Here is a 14787-nt window from a genome sequence, read left to right on the forward strand (position 1 = left end):
TGCCCAGGGCACTGGGTGCTTCCCGCAGCGAAATCAAGGAGGAGCCCGAAGGGCGGGGGACATTCGCGGAGGGAAGTACCCGGTGGCCTGGGCACACGCCCCGAACAGCGACAAACAACGGAGCCACTGAACCATGGGCCTGTTCCTGCTCAAGCGCACCTTGACGCTCATCGGCACGCTGATCGGCGCATCCGTCATCGTGTTCCTGGTGCTCGAAATTCTCCCGGGCAATGCCGCGCAGATGCTCATGGGCCCCGACGCCTCGCCCGACGCCGTCGCCGCCCTGGCCACCAAGCTCGGCCTGGACCAGCCCGCGTGGACCCGCTACTGGCACTGGATCGGCGGCCTGCTCACCGGCAACCTCGGTGACAGCTACGCCTACAGCTCGCCCGTCATCGACCTGATCCTGGAGCGCCTGGCCCTCACCGTGCCGCTGGCCGTGATGGCGATGGCCCTCACTGTCGTCATCGCCCTGCTCGTAGGCGTGACCGCCGCCGCGCGCCACAACAAGCTCGGCGACGTCGGCCTCATGGGCATGGCCCAGGTCGGTATCGCCATCCCCAACTTCTGGTTCGCGATCCTGCTGATCCTCGTGTTCTCGGTGCAGCTGCAGTGGTTCTCCGCCGGCGGCTTCGAGGGCTGGGGTGAAGGCATCTTCGCGGGATTGAAATCGCTGCTGCTGCCCGCGCTGTCACTCGCAGTGGTGCAGGCGGCCATCCTTGCGCGCATCACACGCTCCGCCGTGCTCGAGGTGATGCGAGAAGACTTCGTTCGCACCGCACGCGCCAAGGGCGTGTCGCAGCGCATGGTGCTGTGGACCCACGTGCTGCGCAACGCGATGATCCCCGTCATCACCGTCATGGGCATGCAGTTCTCCGAACTTCTGGCCGGCACCATCGTGGTGGAGAACGTGTTCTACCTGCCCGGCCTGGGCCGCCTGATCTTCCAGGCCATCAGCAACCGCGACCTGATCGTGGTGCGCAACTGCGTGATGCTGCTCGCGGCCATGGTCGTCATCGTGAACTTCGTGGTCGATGTGCTGTATGCCGTCATCGACCCACGCATCAAGGCGAGCGACATATGAGCGCCATCCTCTCCCCTTCCGTGCCCGCATCCGCCGCGCCCCTCGCGCCCGGCTTCTGGCGCCGCGCGGTCAAGCACCGCAGCTTCGTCATCGGCGGCGTGTTCGCGCTGCTGCTGTTGCTGGCGGCTCTGATCTCCTTCGTCTGGACGCCGTGGTCGCCCTACGCGATGGACATGGCGAACAAGATGCAGGGCCCTTCGGCGACGCACTGGCTCGGCACCGATGCCTTCGGGCGCGACGTGGCCTCGCTGCTGCTGGTGGGTGCGCGTGCGTCCATCCTCGTCGGCGTGATCGCCGTGGGCATCGGCCTCGTGGTCGGCACCGCGCTGGGACTGCTCGCTGCTGCGAGACGCGGCTGGGTCGAAGAGGCGGTGATGCGCCTGTCGGACTTCACGCTCGCCTTCCCCGCCATCCTCTCCGCCATCATGATGACCGCCGTGTTCGGCGCCGGCATCGTCAACGCCATCATCGCCATCGGCATCTACAACATCCCGACGTTTGCACGCATCACGCGCGCTTCGGCCAACGCCATCTGGTCGCGCGAATACGTCGCCGCCGCGCGCGCCTGCGGCAAGGGATCGTTCGCAATCACCATGCAGCACGTGCTGCCGAACATCTCCGCCGTGCTGATCGTGCAGATCACGATCCGCTTCGCCATCGCGATCCTGGCCGAAGCCGCCCTCTCCTACCTCGGCTTGGGCACACAACCACCACAGCCTTCATGGGGCCGCATGCTCAGCGAAGCCCAGACCCTCATGTTCCAGCAGCCGCTGCTCGCGGTGTTCCCCGGCATGGCCATCGCCTTCGCGGTGCTCGGCCTGAACCTGCTGGGCGACGGTCTGCGCGACCTGCTCGATCCGCGCCTGGCCCGCGCAAGGTAGACCGCCATGCCCCTCCTCGAAGTCAACGACCTCCACATCGGCCTGCAGACGCAACGCGGGCCGGCCGAAGCCGTGCGCGGCATTTCCTTCTCGCTGGAGCGCGGCGAAACGCTGGGCATCGTCGGCGAATCGGGCTGCGGCAAGTCGATCACCGTGATGTCGCTCATGGGCCTGCTGCCGTCCACCGCCAAGGTCACGGGCAGCATCAAGCTCGACGGCCAGGAACTCGTGGGCCTGCCCGAAAAGCAGATGTGCCAGCTGCGCGGCAACCGCATCGGCATGATCTTCCAGGAACCGATGACGGCGCTGAACCCCGTGCACACCATCGCGCGCCAGGTCGGCGAACCGCTGATGCTGCACCGCGGCCTCACCAAGGCGCAGGCGCGCAAGGAAGCGCTCGACCTGCTCGACCGCGTCGGCATTCCCGATGCCGCCTCGCGCCTCGACGCCTACCCGCACCAGTTCTCCGGCGGGCAACGCCAGCGCATCGGCATCGCGATGGCACTGGCCTGCGGCCCCGACCTGCTGATTGCCGACGAGCCCACCACCGCGCTCGACGTGACGATCCAGAAGCAGGTGCTCGACCTGATCCAGGGCCTGGTCGCCGAAATGGGCATGGCGCTGATCCTCATCTCGCACGACCTCGGCGTGATCGCCAGCAGCGTGCAGCGCATGCTCGTGATGTACGGCGGCAGCGCGGTGGAAAGCGGCCCGACCGAGACGGTCTTTGCCGACCGCGCCCACCCCTACACGCGCGGCCTGTTCGCGGCGCGCCCCGCGCTCGGCGCCGTGCGCGCGGGCCGGCTGCCCACCATCCGCGGCAGCGTGCCCGAGCTGGTCGACATTCCGCGCGGCTGCGGCTTCGCGGGCCGCTGCGACTTCACGACCGACGCCTGCCACACCACGAAGCCGCCGGTGGCGCGCCAACCCAACGGCCATGCGGTGAGCTGCCTGCACCTCGACGCCGTCGCCGCGCACGCCACGCTGGCCGCCGCATGAGCACCCCGATGACTTCGACGTCTTCCTCTTCGACCCCGCTGCTGCAGGTGACCGACCTCGTGCGGCACTACGCATTGCCGCGCGAAAAGCTCTTCGGCCCGCCGCCCACCGTGAAGGCCCTCAATGGCGTGAGCTTCAGCATGCAGGCCGGCAAGAGCGTGGGCATCGTCGGTGAATCGGGCTCTGGCAAGTCGACCATCGCGCGCCTCGTGATGGCGCTGGACACCCCGACCTCGGGCAGCGTCGCGCTCGAAGGCCGCAACCTGCACGCGCTCTCGAAGGCCGAGCTGCGCACCGCGCGGCGCGACTTCCAGATGGTCTTCCAGGACCCCTACGGTTCGCTCGATCCGCGCCAGACCGTCGCCCGCATCGTCGCCGAGCCGCTCGAAGCGCTGGCCGAAACGCGCCGTGCCGAACAGCGCGAACGCGCCGCCGAAGCGCTCGCGGCCGTCGGCCTGCGCACCACCGACCTCGACAAGTACCCGCACGAGTTCTCCGGCGGCCAGCGCCAGCGCATCGCGATCGCGCGCGCCCTCATCACGCGGCCCAAGCTCATCGTGGCCGACGAGCCCGTGAGCGCGCTCGACGTGTCGGTGCAGGCCCAGGTGCTCAACCTCATGCAGGACCTGCAGCAGCAGTTCGGCATCAGCTACCTGCTCATCAGCCACGACCTCGCGGTGGTCAACCACCTGTGCGACGAGGTGTGCGTGGTGTTCAAGGGCCAGATCGTGGAACGCGGCCAGCCCGCCGAACTTTTTGCCCACGCGCAACACCCATACACACGCACCTTGCTGTCGGCCGTGCTGCACACGCCATCGCGGTAGGCCCGAACGGGTCGAACCGGCAGCCTCTTTTTTCTTCCAGGAGAACCCCCGAATGTTGAAGCGACGCACCCTCATGGGCACCGCCATCGCCGCCGCGATCCCCGGCGCCTTCCCGCTGTTCGCGCAGGCCCAGACCGGCAAGAACATGCTGACCATCGGCATGCCGCTGGAACCGCCGGGCCTGGACCCGACGACCGCCGCCGCCTCGGCCATTGCCGAGATCGCGCACTACAACATCTTCGAGACGCTGACCAAGATCAACGCCGACGGCAGCGTGACGCCGCTCCTGGCCGAGAGCTGGACCGTGTCGCCCGACCTCAAGACCCACACCTTCAAGCTGCGCAAGGGCGTGAAGTTCGAGAACGGCGAGGCCTTCGACGCCGCCGCCGTCAAGTTCAGCTTCGAGCGCGCGGCCGGCGAGAAGAGCACCAACAAGGACAAGCGCTTCTTCAGCGAGATCAGCCTGAAGACGCCCGACGCCGACACGGTGGTCATCACCACCGCGCAGCCCAACCCCGACCTGCTCTTCATGCTCGGCCAGGCCACCGCCTGCATCGTCGAGCCCAAGAGCGCCGACACCAACGCCACCAAGCCCGTGGGCACCGGCCCCTACAAGCTCGACAGCTGGCAGCGCGGCTCGGCCTGTTCGCTGGTGAAGTCGCCGACGTACCGCAACCCGGCGCTGGCCAAGGTCAACAAGTTCGTCTTCAAGTTCATGTCCGACTCGGCCGCGCAGACCGCGGCGCTGATGGCCGGCGACATCGACATCTTCCCGCGCGCCGGCACGCGCAGCGTGGGCCAGTTCCGCGCCAACCCGCGCTTCCGCGTGCTCGAAGTGGGCACGCGCAGCAAGGTGATCCTGGCCATCAACAACAAGCGCAAGCCGCTGGACGACGTGCGCGTGCGCCGCGCCATCCTGGCCGCGGTGGACCGCAACGTGGTGATCCAGGGCGCGGCCGACGGCTTCGGCAAGGCCATCGGCAGCCACTACCCGATCGGTGCGCCGGGCTATGTCGACACCACCGACATCAACCCCTTCGACATCGCCAAGGCGAAGAAGCTGCTGGCCGACGCGGGCGTGAAGACACCGCTCGAACTGCGCATGACGCTGCCGCCGCCTTCGTACGCACGCCAGGGCGGCGAGGTGATCGCAGCCCAGCTCGCGGCCATCGGCATCCACGTGAAGATCCAGAACGTCGAGTGGGCCCAGTGGCTCAGCGGCACCTTCGGCGGCGGGCACGACTTCGACCTGAGCATCGTGGCGCACGTCGAACCCTTCGACCTCGTGAAGTACACCGAGCCCGACTACTACTGGGGCTACGACTCGAAGAAGTTCCGCGACCTGTACGCCTCGGTGCAGAGCGAGCCCGACGAGAAGAAGCGCAACGCGCTGCTCGGCGAGGCGCAGAAGATGCTCGCCAACGACGCCGTCAACGGCTTCCTGTTCCAGGCCGTGTTCCCCACGGTCGCGCGCAAGGAAGTGAAGGGCCTGTGGCCGAACATGCCGATCGTCGCGAACGACCTGGCTGCCATCTCGTGGGGTTGATGCGGCCATGACGAAACCTCTTTACGCCCTGGGCGTGCAGGAACTGCACGCCGCCTACGCCGCCAAGGAACTCTCGCCGGTCGAGGTGACGCGCGCGGTCAACGAACGCATCGCGGCCTGCGAGCCGCAGCTGCGCGCCACCTGGCTGTTCCGCCCCGAAGCCGCGCTCGAACAGGCGCGCGCCTCCGAAGCGCGCTGGCTCGCCGGCACGCCGCGCGGCGCGCTCGACGGCGTGCCCGTGACCATCAAGGAAAACCTCGCGACCGAGGGCGACCCGATGCCGCTGGGCACCGCCGCCCACGAGCTCGTGCCGGTGACGTACGACTCGCCCCCCGCCGCGCGCCTGAAGGCCGACGGCACGGTGATGGTGGCCAAGACCACGATGCCCGACCTGGGCATGCTGTCGTCGGGCCTGTCGAGCTTTCACGACCTCTCGCGCAACCCATGGGACACCTCGCGCACGCCGGGCGGTTCCAGCGCGGGCGCCGGTGCGGCCGCCGCCGCAGGCTACGGCCCGCTGCACGTGGGCACCGACATCGGTGGCTCGCTGCGCCTGCCGGCCAGCTGGTGCGGCATCTTCACGCTCAAGCCCAGCTTCGGCCGCATTCCGCTGAGCTCGCCCTACATGGGCCGCTGCGCCGGCCCGATGACGCGCACCGTGGCCGACGCGGCGCTGATGATGGCCTCGGTCGCGCAGCCCGACGACCGCGACTATTCCGAGCTGCCCGCACCGGGCATCGACTGGACCGCCTTCGAAGTCGATCCGTCGTTCCTCAAGGGCAAGCGCGTGGCGCTGCACATGGACGCGGGCTGCGGCCTGCCGCTCGATCCGCAGATCGCGCAAGCCGTGCGCGATGCCGCCAAACGCATCGAGGCGGCCGGCGCGCACGTCGAGGAAATCCCCGCCTTCATGACGCCGCAGATGCTGCAGGGCATGGACCATTTCTGGCGCATGCGTTCCTGCCTGGACATGCAGGCCATGAGCGCCGAACAGCGCGCGAAGATCCTGCCGTACATCCGCGAATGGGCCGAAAGCGCGGCCGGCTTCTCGGGCGCGCACGTCTTCGACGGCTACAGCCAGTTCGTCGCCACGCGCGCGGCCACGGTCGCCGCCACCAAGGCCTACGACTTCGTGATCTCGCCGGTGTCGCCGAACATGCCCGCGCCCGCGGACCATGCCTCGCCCACCAACGACCCGATGCGGCCGCTGGAGCACATCGGCTTCACGGTGCCCTACAACATGTCGGAGCAGCCGGCGGCGTCGGTCAACTGCGGCTACTCGGCCGAAGGCCTGCCCATCGGCCTGCAGGTGGCCGGCCGCCGCTTCGACGACCTGGGCGTGCTGCAGTTCAGCCGCGCCTTCGAACAGATTCGCGGCGCCCAGAAGCCCTGGCCAGAGAAGGTGTGAACGAACCCGCCATGCCCGCTCATCCCGCCCAGACACACCCCCTCTGCGTTGCAAATGCTCGCCATAGCCCAAGCTATGGCTGCGCTTTGCGCCTTGATGGGGCGCGCCTGGACGGGCTGCTCGGCCACGCCGGATTCATTCACACCTTCTGACCCGACCTGACCCGCCACACGGAGACACACCTTCCCATGAACGCCACCCAATACATCGACGGCCGCCGCGTGGCGTCCGAAGGCAATGCCACCATCGACGTGATCGACCCGAGCGACGGCCAGAAATTCGGCGAGATCGCACGCGGCACCGCTGTCGACATCGACGCCGCGGTGCGCGCCGCGCGCCAGGCCATGGGCGAGCACTTCGACGGCCCCTGGGGCGCCACCACCGCACTGGAGCGCGGCCGGCTGCTCGCCAAGCTCGGCGCCGCCGTGATGCAGCACCACGAAGAGCTGGCCCAGCTCGAGGCGCGCGACACCGGCAAGGCGCTGCGCGTGGCGCGCAACGACGCGACCGCGCTGGCACGCTACTTCGAGTACTACGCCGGCGCCTGCGACAAGCTGCACGGCGACACCCTGCCCTATGAGCGCGGCTACACCGTGCTCACGGTGCGCATTCCGCACGGCGTGACGGGCCACATCATTCCCTGGAACTACCCGATGCAGATCGCGGGCCGCAGCGTGGGCGCCTCGCTCGCCGCGGGCAACGCCTGCGTGGTGAAGCCGGCGGAAGACGCGAGCCTCTCGCTGCTGCGCCTGGCCGAGATCGCGACCGAAGTCGGCTTTCCGGCCGGTGCGCTCAACGTGGTCACGGGCTACGGCAAGGAAGCCGGCGCCGCGCTGTGCGCGCACCCCGGCATCGACCACATCTCGTTCACCGGCTCGACCATGACCGGCCGCAGCGTGGGCCTGGCCGCGGCCGAGCGCCACTGCCCGGTGACGCTGGAGCTGGGCGGCAAGTCGCCGCAGATCGTGTTCGCCGACGCCGACCTCGACGCGGCCGAGCCCGTGCTGCTCAACGCCATCATCCAGAACGCCGGCCAGACCTGCTCGGCGGGCAGCCGCGTGCTGGTCGAGCAATCGATCTATGAAGAAGTCGTGCAGCGCCTCGCGAAGCGCTTCACGGCCGTGCGCGCGGGCACGCCCGCCGAAGACCTGGACATGGGCCCGCTCATCAACGAGAAGCAGTTCCGCCAAGTGCGCGACATGGTCGCGACCGCCGAGGCCAGCGGCATGAAAGTGGCGGCGCGCGGCACCGTGTCGCCGCAGGCACCGTCCACCGGCTACTACCAGGAAGCCGTGCTGTTCCGCGACGTGCCGCATGACAGCGACCTGGCCCAGCGCGAAGTCTTCGGCCCGGTGCTGGCCGTGATGCCGTTTGCCGACGAGGCCGAGGCGGTGCGCCTGGCCAACGGCACGGACTTCGGCCTGGTGGCTGGCGTGTGGACGCGCGATGGCGCGCGCCAGCTGCGCATGGCGCACAAGCTGCATTGCGGCCAGGTGTTCGTGAACAATTACGGGGCGGCGGGTGGTGTAGAACTGCCTTTCGGCGGCGTGAAATCGAGTGGCTTCGGCCGCGAGAAGGGCTTCGAGGCCCTGCTCGGCTTCACGACCCTCAAGACCATCGCCATCAAGCACGGATGAATTCATGACCACCACTGAACAGCAACCACAAACCTCGCGCAAGGTCGGCCTCGTCGGCGTCGGCCTGATGGGCCACGGCATCGCCAGCAACATCGTCAAGCACGGCCACCAGCTCACGGTGCTGGAGCACGCGGGCAACCAGCCGATCGACGACCTGCTGAAGGCCGGCGCCACGTCGGTCAAAGACGTGGCCACGCTGGCCGCGCAGGTCGATGTGCTGATCCTGTGCGTCACCGGCACGCCGCAGGTCGAGGCCGTGATGCTGGGCGACAACGGCGCGCTGAGCACGCTGCGCCCCGGCACCGTGGTGATCGACTGCTCCACCGCCGTGCCCGCCTCCACCGCCAAGGTCGCGCAGGCTGTGCTCGCCAAGGGCGGCCGCTTCCTCGACACGCCGATGACCCGCACCGCCAAGGAGGCCGCCGAAGGCCGCCTGAACCTGCTGGTGGGCGGCGATGCCGAGGTGCTGGCCTCGTGCCTGCCACTGCTGCGCTGCTTTGCCGAGAACGTCACGCACGTCGGCGACGTGGGCGCGGGCCATGCGATGAAGCTGCTGCACAACTTCGTGTCGCTGGGCACCGTGGCGCTGCTGTGCGAGGCCGCGGCCTGCGCGCAACGCGCCGGCGTGAAGCCCGAGGTGTTCGTCGACGTGCTCGCCAAGGGCGGCGGCAACGGCGTGGCGCTGGAACGCCTCAAGCCCAAGCTGCTGACGGGCAGCACCGATTCGCTGAAGTTCTCGATGGCGAATGCGAAGAAGGACCTGGGGTACTACAACGACATGGCGGAACAGTCGTCTTCGAGCCATGGCATCGCGCAGGCTGTGGATGCCTTGCTGGCGCACGGGGTCGAAGTGTTCGGGCCGGATCGCATGGTGCTCGATCTGGTCGAAGCGCTGCGCTGAAACTCTTCGGGGCGCGTGCGCAGGCCACCGGGTACTTCGCTGCGCGAATGTCCCCGGCCTGCGGCCTCCTCCTTGATTTCGCTGCGGGAAGCACCCGGTGTCCTGCGCACGATGAGCGTGGCTGTGGTGCTGGCCGTTCAGGCGCTGCGGCGAAGTGCCAGCCCCAACCCGCCTGACCGCTTCAGTGTTGTCGGATGGCGGTAGCCAGTTCTGCGCGCACGGCCGCGAACACGGCTGCAGGATCTGGGGCACGCGATATCGGGCGGCCGATGACCACGTGCGTCGCACCAGCCCCGATGGCCTGCCAGGGCGTCGCAGCCCGCGCGTGGTCATTCTTTTCATCGCCTGGGAGCTGCGTGCCTGGCGTCACGATCAGGGCATCGGGCGGCAGGATCTCGCGAAGCAGCCTCACCTCCAATGGCGACGCAACAACGCCATGGCAACCGGCCGCGGCTGCCAGACGGCCCAGCCGTGCGACCTGCTCTGGAACCGTCGAGGCGACGCCCACCTCTTCCAGATCCTGGTCACTCATGCTGGTGATGACGGTGAGCGCAAGCACCTTCAGTTGAGGGAACTGGCTCGCGGCCTGGACGGCCGAGCGAAGCACGGCGGAACCGCCTGAGGCGTGCACCGTCACCATCGACGCACCCAGATGTCCGGCTGCGGTGACTGCACCCGCCACCGAGCTGGGGATTTCCAGCAGCTTGAGGTCGAGAAAGACACGCTTCCCTGCCTCTGCGAGCTCGCGGACGACCGAAGGTCCTGCCGCGGTCAGCAGCTGCAGGCCGACCTTGTAGTGCGTGGTCGCCGCGCCCAGTTGCTTCACGAGGTCCGCCGCCAATGCGGCGGCTGGGAAGTCGAGCGAAACGATGATGCGGCTGTCCGTACTCATTGGCTTGTCCTCCATGCCGACGCCCCGTGCTCGGAGGGAACTCAGGCCTCCGAACGCTCCACGACCACCTCGCTGATCTGCACCACGGGTTGAATGTCCGTGTAGTTGGCGATGTCGCCCCGGATCTCCTCCTGGTGCTGGGCAGAGGCTGCCCGGTAAGCGTCGACGGAAGTGCAGACGAAGTCGCACTTGGCGATGTACGCAGGGTCGGTGTCCACACCACGCCCCGAGATGCCCTTGTCCACCATGTAGTACAGGCACGCAGCGCCGAGCAGTCTTTTCATCATGGGCATGTGCCTCTCGCGGTAGTACGCGTGATCGAATCGCGCGCCTGCGGCGTAGGGGTACATGACACTGACCTTGATCATCGAGATTTCTCCTGGGGTTGCACGCTGGTTGACAGCCTCAAGCGGGGAATCGTGCGCCCGACGCTTCCAGGGGCAGGCGCAGCCCGTTCGTGAGGTAGCTGACGGTGCGATAGAAGCCAGCCAGCATCAGCAGTTCGATGATGGCTTCTTCGCTGAAGTGCGTTCGCAACGCGTCCCACAGGCCATCGTCGATGTCGGCGTGCGCGTGCAAGGCGTCGCACAGGCGCAGAAGCACCTGATCCTCGGTTGACCAGCAGGCGTCGTTCGCCGAAGCGGTGACGGTCGCCTGAACCTGCTCTGGCGTCAGGCCGGCGAACCTTGAGAAGACCGTGACGTGGACGCCCCATTCGTATTCGGACTTGCACAATGCCGTGGTGCGGTGAATCACGATCTCGCGCTGTCGGATGCTCAAGTGGCCTTTGTCCAGCAATCCGCCGGCAAAGAACTTCTGAAACAGACGAGGGTCGCGTGCCAAGGTCGTGAACAGCCGCAAGGGGGGCTGCCCCTTCATCACCCTGTCGAGTGACCTGGAAATGTCTTCGCCAAATGGTGGCGTTGCTGGCTCGATGCGTGCGGGCATGCAGACTCCTGATTCAAGGGCCACGCCATCGTAGGTCCGTTGCTGTATAAAGTAAAGCATGACGACACCTCGCATCGGCCACCCAGTTCGCGGCTCCACCACCGGCCGCCCCCTCATGGTCGCGCTGGACCTGTTGGGACGGCGCACGGCGCTGCGCGTGCTCTGGGAACTTCGGGAGGGCTCGCTGACCTTCAGAGCGCTGCAGGACGCGTGCGAGACGAACACCCGATTGCTCAACACGCGGCTCACCGAACTGAGGGAAGTCGATCTGGTCGAACATGCCGAGGGTGGCTATCGACTGACGGACGAAGGGCGGCGGCTTTCGAAGGCGCTGAAGCCGTTGTCAGCCTGGGCGGACCAGTGGGGGCGCGGAAAGCGATGAGAAGCGGAGCATCCGCGGCGAATGGCTCCGCCTATGATCAGAAACGTTTTTGTGGAGGAGCCCGTGACCGGCATGTTCGCGCTGCCCAGCCTGTCTCGCAGGTCGTGCGGGATGCATCGCGTCAGTGCCTTGGAGAACCTATGAGAAAAATCTTTCCTCTCTGCGCCCTCGTGTTGCTGTCCGCCCTCTCGGGTCAGGCCCTCGCAGGTGCCAATACGGCGCGACTGAACTGCACGGGCAGTCACGCGGGGCAGGCACTCACCTTGGTGGGTGATGTTCCCGCCTCCATCGTGGAAGTCGATCTGAAGCTCTCCTACGGCGGGAAAACCATGCGCCTGGTTTCACCCCAGGCGGAAACCTCCGAGTCCACCGATTTCCGCCATGGCGTCTTCAGGTTGGAGGCTGCGCTGTCCGGTTCGAACAAGCTCCAGCTTCAAGCCAAGCCCAAGAGCATCAAGTACAAAGGCAGCATGGGTGCCGGCAAACTCAACGCCAGCTTTGGCGCCATCCTCAAGAATGCGCCTGAGCCCTTTCAATCCGCGCTGAAAGGGGCCGAGCTCACTTGCATCTATGCATACGAAGTTTGAGCGTGGGCCCACAAATCGTTCAAGCAGGCAGACAGCCGCCGCGCGTTCAACCGCGAGCGCCTCGGCGAACTGCGATGCCTGCGATGGAATGGCATCCATCTACATCTACGGCCACGACCCGAGGCTGAACCCTTGTTTCTTGCTCGCCCGATGAAGCGGCTGCGTCTCTTTGCCGCCCTGCTGTGGCTCGGCATCGCCCTCGGTCCGGCCCGCGCAGCGCCACCGACCTACCAGGCGCTGTACGCCAACCCGGAACGCGCGTTGCCGATGCAGCCGACCTGGCAACTGCAGCCAGTGGATGCACAGGCGCCACCGTGGGAAGACATCTTCACCTTCACCATCGGCATCGCCCCCAACCTGATCGAACGGGCGCGTTGGCTGAGCCTGAATCCGGGCAAGCACAGCGAGCGCGCCCCCGCGTTGTTCGACGCCCTCGACGGGCGCGTGCTTTTCCTTTCGCCGACGGCGCGCAGCTTCTGCGACGGACGCTGGCAGGTCGTGCGGCAGGAATACATCTCCGTCAATCCCGCACTGCAGCCGCTGCACCGGGTGTGGCTGGTGGAGCGAAAGCCCGGCGGCGGACTGCGCACCACCACGGCCAACGGGCGCATCGATGCGCAAGGCCAGTGGGCCGTTCCGCCCGTGAGCTGCGATGGCAAGGACACGATCTCCGCCGACTCCCCCGCGGCCCTCTCGTACCTGATGCCCGATGGATCCAGGCCCGTGCCCTCCGAACTGCAGGTGGACACGGTGTTCGCACAGCCCGGCTTGCGCGATGCACGGGGACAGTGGCGCCCCCCCGCCCCGCCGCGGGACATCACCACCGCACGATGGATGGACTACAAGCGGCAGATGGTGACGCCCGGCTCCACCGGCTCGGGCCTGATCGACGCGCGAGGACGCATGGTGATTCCGTTCATCTTCGGCGAGCGGCCCGACGTAACCGCCCAGCGGCGCATCCGGCTGTGCACCGCCGACGGGCTGGACCTCCAGCGCAACGCCGGCACGCCGCAGGTGTGCCGCTGGCAACGACTGCATGGCAGCAGCGATGCCGGCGCCGCGCTGCGGCCGGTCAAGGACGCGGTCACCGGCCGATGGGGCTACCAGAACGCGCGGGGCCAATGGGCGATCGCGCCGCAGTTCGAATCGGCGCGCCGGTTCCGTCATGGCTACGCCGTCGTCTCGGGTTCGTTCCCAGAGGACTGGCGGCCGCCCGGGTGGCAGGACGAACGGCCGATCATCCGGCAGTTCCACCGCGTGGGCCGCCATTGGGTGGTCGACGCCCTGGTGCGCAACGCGTCCACGGGCGGCGCGTGGGAATTACGCTATGGCCTGATGAACGATGCAGGGCAATGGCTTGCCGCCGTGCCGCAGCCCGCGCTGCACGTCACCGTGCTGGTTCCGCCCGGTGGCCGCAGCGGCCACTATGCCGAGATGCTGGCCAGCCACTTGCCCACCCTGCTGGGACGCAGCGTGCAGGTCGATCACGTGCCGACAGCCACCGAGGCCGACTATCGCCGGCTGATGACGGAGGGCGGCAACGAGAAGGTCCTGCTCGCGGCGTTGCGGCTGCCGCGCGGAGGCATCGAGGGCGTGCACCAGGCCGCGCCGATCGATGCGCTGATGCATGCCCTTCGCCCCGTCACGCTGCTGGCATCGGAGCCTCTGGTGCTGGCCATCGACAGCACGAAGGCCGACGCGCTGGGCATCCGCAGCACGGACGACCTGCTGGCCTACGCACGGGCCCACCCGGGCAGCCTGCGCATCGGCACGGGCGACGACGGCTGGACGGGCCACCTCGCCTTCGGCCAGTTCCGCGCAGCGAGCGGCGTCGACGTGCAGCGTGTGGTCTTCAAGGGCATGTACCCCGACTCGGACGTCATCACGAAGGAGCATGCGGTGGACCTGCTGTTCGCGCCCGTGAACGGCGTGGCGGTCGCCGTGCGGCGCGGCCAGTTGCGTGTGCTGGGCACCACCGCCGACCCGGCGCACCCGCAAAGCTTCGAGGGCGTGCCGTGGCCGACGCTGGCCTCGAGCGCGCCCCTGGCCGGCTACACGACCTACGACCACTTCAGCCTCTGGGCACCCGCGAATTCGGAGGCCGCGTCCAATCGCACCTTGCAGGAAGCCGTGGCCCAGGTGCTTGCCACGCCCGAGGTGCGCAAGCAGCTGCAAGACCTTCGCGTGGTCGGCGGCGGCGGTTCGCCAGAGAGCCTGCTGGCGCTGGAAGACGAAGAGCGCGAACGCTGGATGCGTGCGCTTTCATCACCGGCGCGTTGAGGGCGCTGTCTCGCACCATCACTCGAACCGTATCTCGGCCACGGTCGGCGCGTTCGGCTCCCTGGTCCTGGCATTCGCAATGGCACCGTCTTTTTCGTTCCTGAACCAGTAGCGGCATCCGGTTCGAGAAATCATCGTCACGCACATCGAGCCGTCGGCGTTGAGAACCCATTTGCCCGACGCCCTGCCGGGCCCGCTCTGGTTGACGAAGTCGACGCGGCCATCCGTATAGAACTGCCAGCGCGAGACCATGCCGGTCGACAGATTGCTCGAGACGATGGGTTTGCCGATCAAGGTGCTCTCGACCTCGGCTTTGCTCAGGAACACGCGGCCATGGATGGGTGCGGGCTCCTCGGAGATGGCCGGCACGACGGCGATGCACAGCAGCGCGCGGATGGCGTAACGGGTGAACATGACA

At 67.7% G+C, this 14787-nt stretch carries 15 protein-coding genes; 11 read left to right on the top strand and 4 right to left on the bottom strand.

Annotated elements, in window-relative coordinates:
• Positions 1–133 precede the first annotated feature (133 nt).
• The 8 genes from AC3WQR_RS10105 (at position 134) to AC3WQR_RS10140 (ending at position 9280) form a co-directional block, all read left to right on the top strand.
• A complete protein-coding gene (locus AC3WQR_RS10105; RefSeq protein WP_070061679.1) occupies positions 134–1084 on the top strand; it encodes an ABC transporter permease in 951 nt (316 codons plus the stop codon).
• Positions 1081–1965, top strand: coding sequence for an ABC transporter permease (locus AC3WQR_RS10110; protein ID WP_159274476.1), 885 nt, complete (start codon positions 1081–1083; stop codon positions 1963–1965). Before AC3WQR_RS10105 ends, AC3WQR_RS10110 begins: the two co-directional genes overlap by 4 nt.
• Before the next feature lie 6 nt (positions 1966–1971).
• On the top strand, positions 1972–2964 hold the full coding sequence (locus tag AC3WQR_RS10115) for an ABC transporter ATP-binding protein (RefSeq protein ID WP_070061677.1): 993 nt from the start codon (positions 1972–1974) through the stop codon (positions 2962–2964).
• A complete protein-coding gene (locus AC3WQR_RS10120; RefSeq protein WP_492741920.1) occupies positions 2961–3788 on the top strand; it encodes an ATP-binding cassette domain-containing protein in 828 nt (275 codons plus the stop codon). Before AC3WQR_RS10115 ends, AC3WQR_RS10120 begins: the two co-directional genes overlap by 4 nt.
• A gap of 52 nt (positions 3789–3840) precedes the next feature.
• Complete coding sequence (locus tag AC3WQR_RS10125; protein WP_492741922.1) at positions 3841–5334, top strand: ABC transporter substrate-binding protein; 1494 nt, start codon at positions 3841–3843, stop codon at positions 5332–5334.
• A gap of 7 nt (positions 5335–5341) precedes the next feature.
• Positions 5342–6742, top strand: a complete 1401-nt coding sequence (locus AC3WQR_RS10130; RefSeq protein WP_492741924.1) for an amidase — start codon at positions 5342–5344, stop codon at positions 6740–6742.
• Between the two features lie 188 nt (positions 6743–6930).
• Positions 6931–8379, top strand: a complete 1449-nt coding sequence (locus tag AC3WQR_RS10135) for an aldehyde dehydrogenase family protein (protein ID WP_492741925.1) — start codon at positions 6931–6933, stop codon at positions 8377–8379.
• 4 nt (positions 8380–8383) lie between these two features.
• Positions 8384–9280 (top strand): NAD(P)-dependent oxidoreductase, encoded by an 897-nt coding sequence (locus AC3WQR_RS10140; protein WP_447741999.1) that lies wholly within the window; start codon positions 8384–8386, stop codon positions 9278–9280.
• Between the two features lie 181 nt (positions 9281–9461).
• Here AC3WQR_RS10140 and pyrF read toward each other — a convergent pair whose 3' ends face one another.
• From pyrF to AC3WQR_RS10155, 3 genes are read right to left on the bottom strand one after another with little or no spacing between them, the layout of a single operon-like run.
• A complete protein-coding gene (pyrF, locus tag AC3WQR_RS10145; RefSeq protein WP_492741926.1) occupies positions 9462–10172 on the bottom strand; it encodes an orotidine-5'-phosphate decarboxylase in 711 nt (236 codons plus the stop codon).
• 41 nt (positions 10173–10213) lie between these two features.
• Positions 10214–10540 carry an EthD family reductase gene (locus AC3WQR_RS10150; protein WP_492741928.1) on the bottom strand — a complete coding sequence of 109 codons (327 nt, stop codon included), beginning with the start codon at positions 10538–10540 and terminating at the stop codon, positions 10214–10216.
• A gap of 37 nt (positions 10541–10577) precedes the next feature.
• A complete protein-coding gene (locus AC3WQR_RS10155) occupies positions 10578–11120 on the bottom strand; it encodes a carboxymuconolactone decarboxylase family protein (protein WP_492741930.1) in 543 nt (180 codons plus the stop codon).
• A gap of 58 nt (positions 11121–11178) precedes the next feature.
• Here AC3WQR_RS10155 and AC3WQR_RS10160 point away from each other — a divergent pair, with 58 nt between their 5' ends.
• The 3 genes from AC3WQR_RS10160 (at position 11179) to AC3WQR_RS10170 (ending at position 14369) form a co-directional block, all read left to right on the top strand.
• Complete coding sequence (locus AC3WQR_RS10160) at positions 11179–11502, top strand: winged helix-turn-helix transcriptional regulator (RefSeq protein WP_070061672.1); 324 nt, start codon at positions 11179–11181, stop codon at positions 11500–11502.
• Positions 11503–11642: 140 nt separating this feature from the next.
• Positions 11643–12089, top strand: a complete 447-nt coding sequence (locus tag AC3WQR_RS10165; RefSeq protein WP_095744166.1) for a hypothetical protein — start codon at positions 11643–11645, stop codon at positions 12087–12089.
• Positions 12090–12239: 150 nt separating this feature from the next.
• Entirely contained in the window at positions 12240–14369 is a 2130-nt protein-coding gene (locus tag AC3WQR_RS10170) for a tripartite tricarboxylate transporter substrate-binding protein (RefSeq protein ID WP_492741931.1), read from the top strand.
• An 18-nt stretch (positions 14370–14387) separates the two neighbouring features.
• Here the strand turns inward: AC3WQR_RS10170 and AC3WQR_RS10175 are convergent, their stop codons facing one another.
• The gene (locus tag AC3WQR_RS10175; protein WP_492741932.1) at positions 14388–14783 is read right to left on the bottom strand and encodes a hypothetical protein; all 396 of its coding nucleotides are present in this window, start codon (positions 14781–14783) and stop codon (positions 14388–14390) included.
• Between the last annotated feature and the right edge of the window lie 4 nt (positions 14784–14787).

The sequence above is a fragment of the Variovorax sp. FW305-3-2-15-B-LB1 genome (assembly GCF_058787635.1).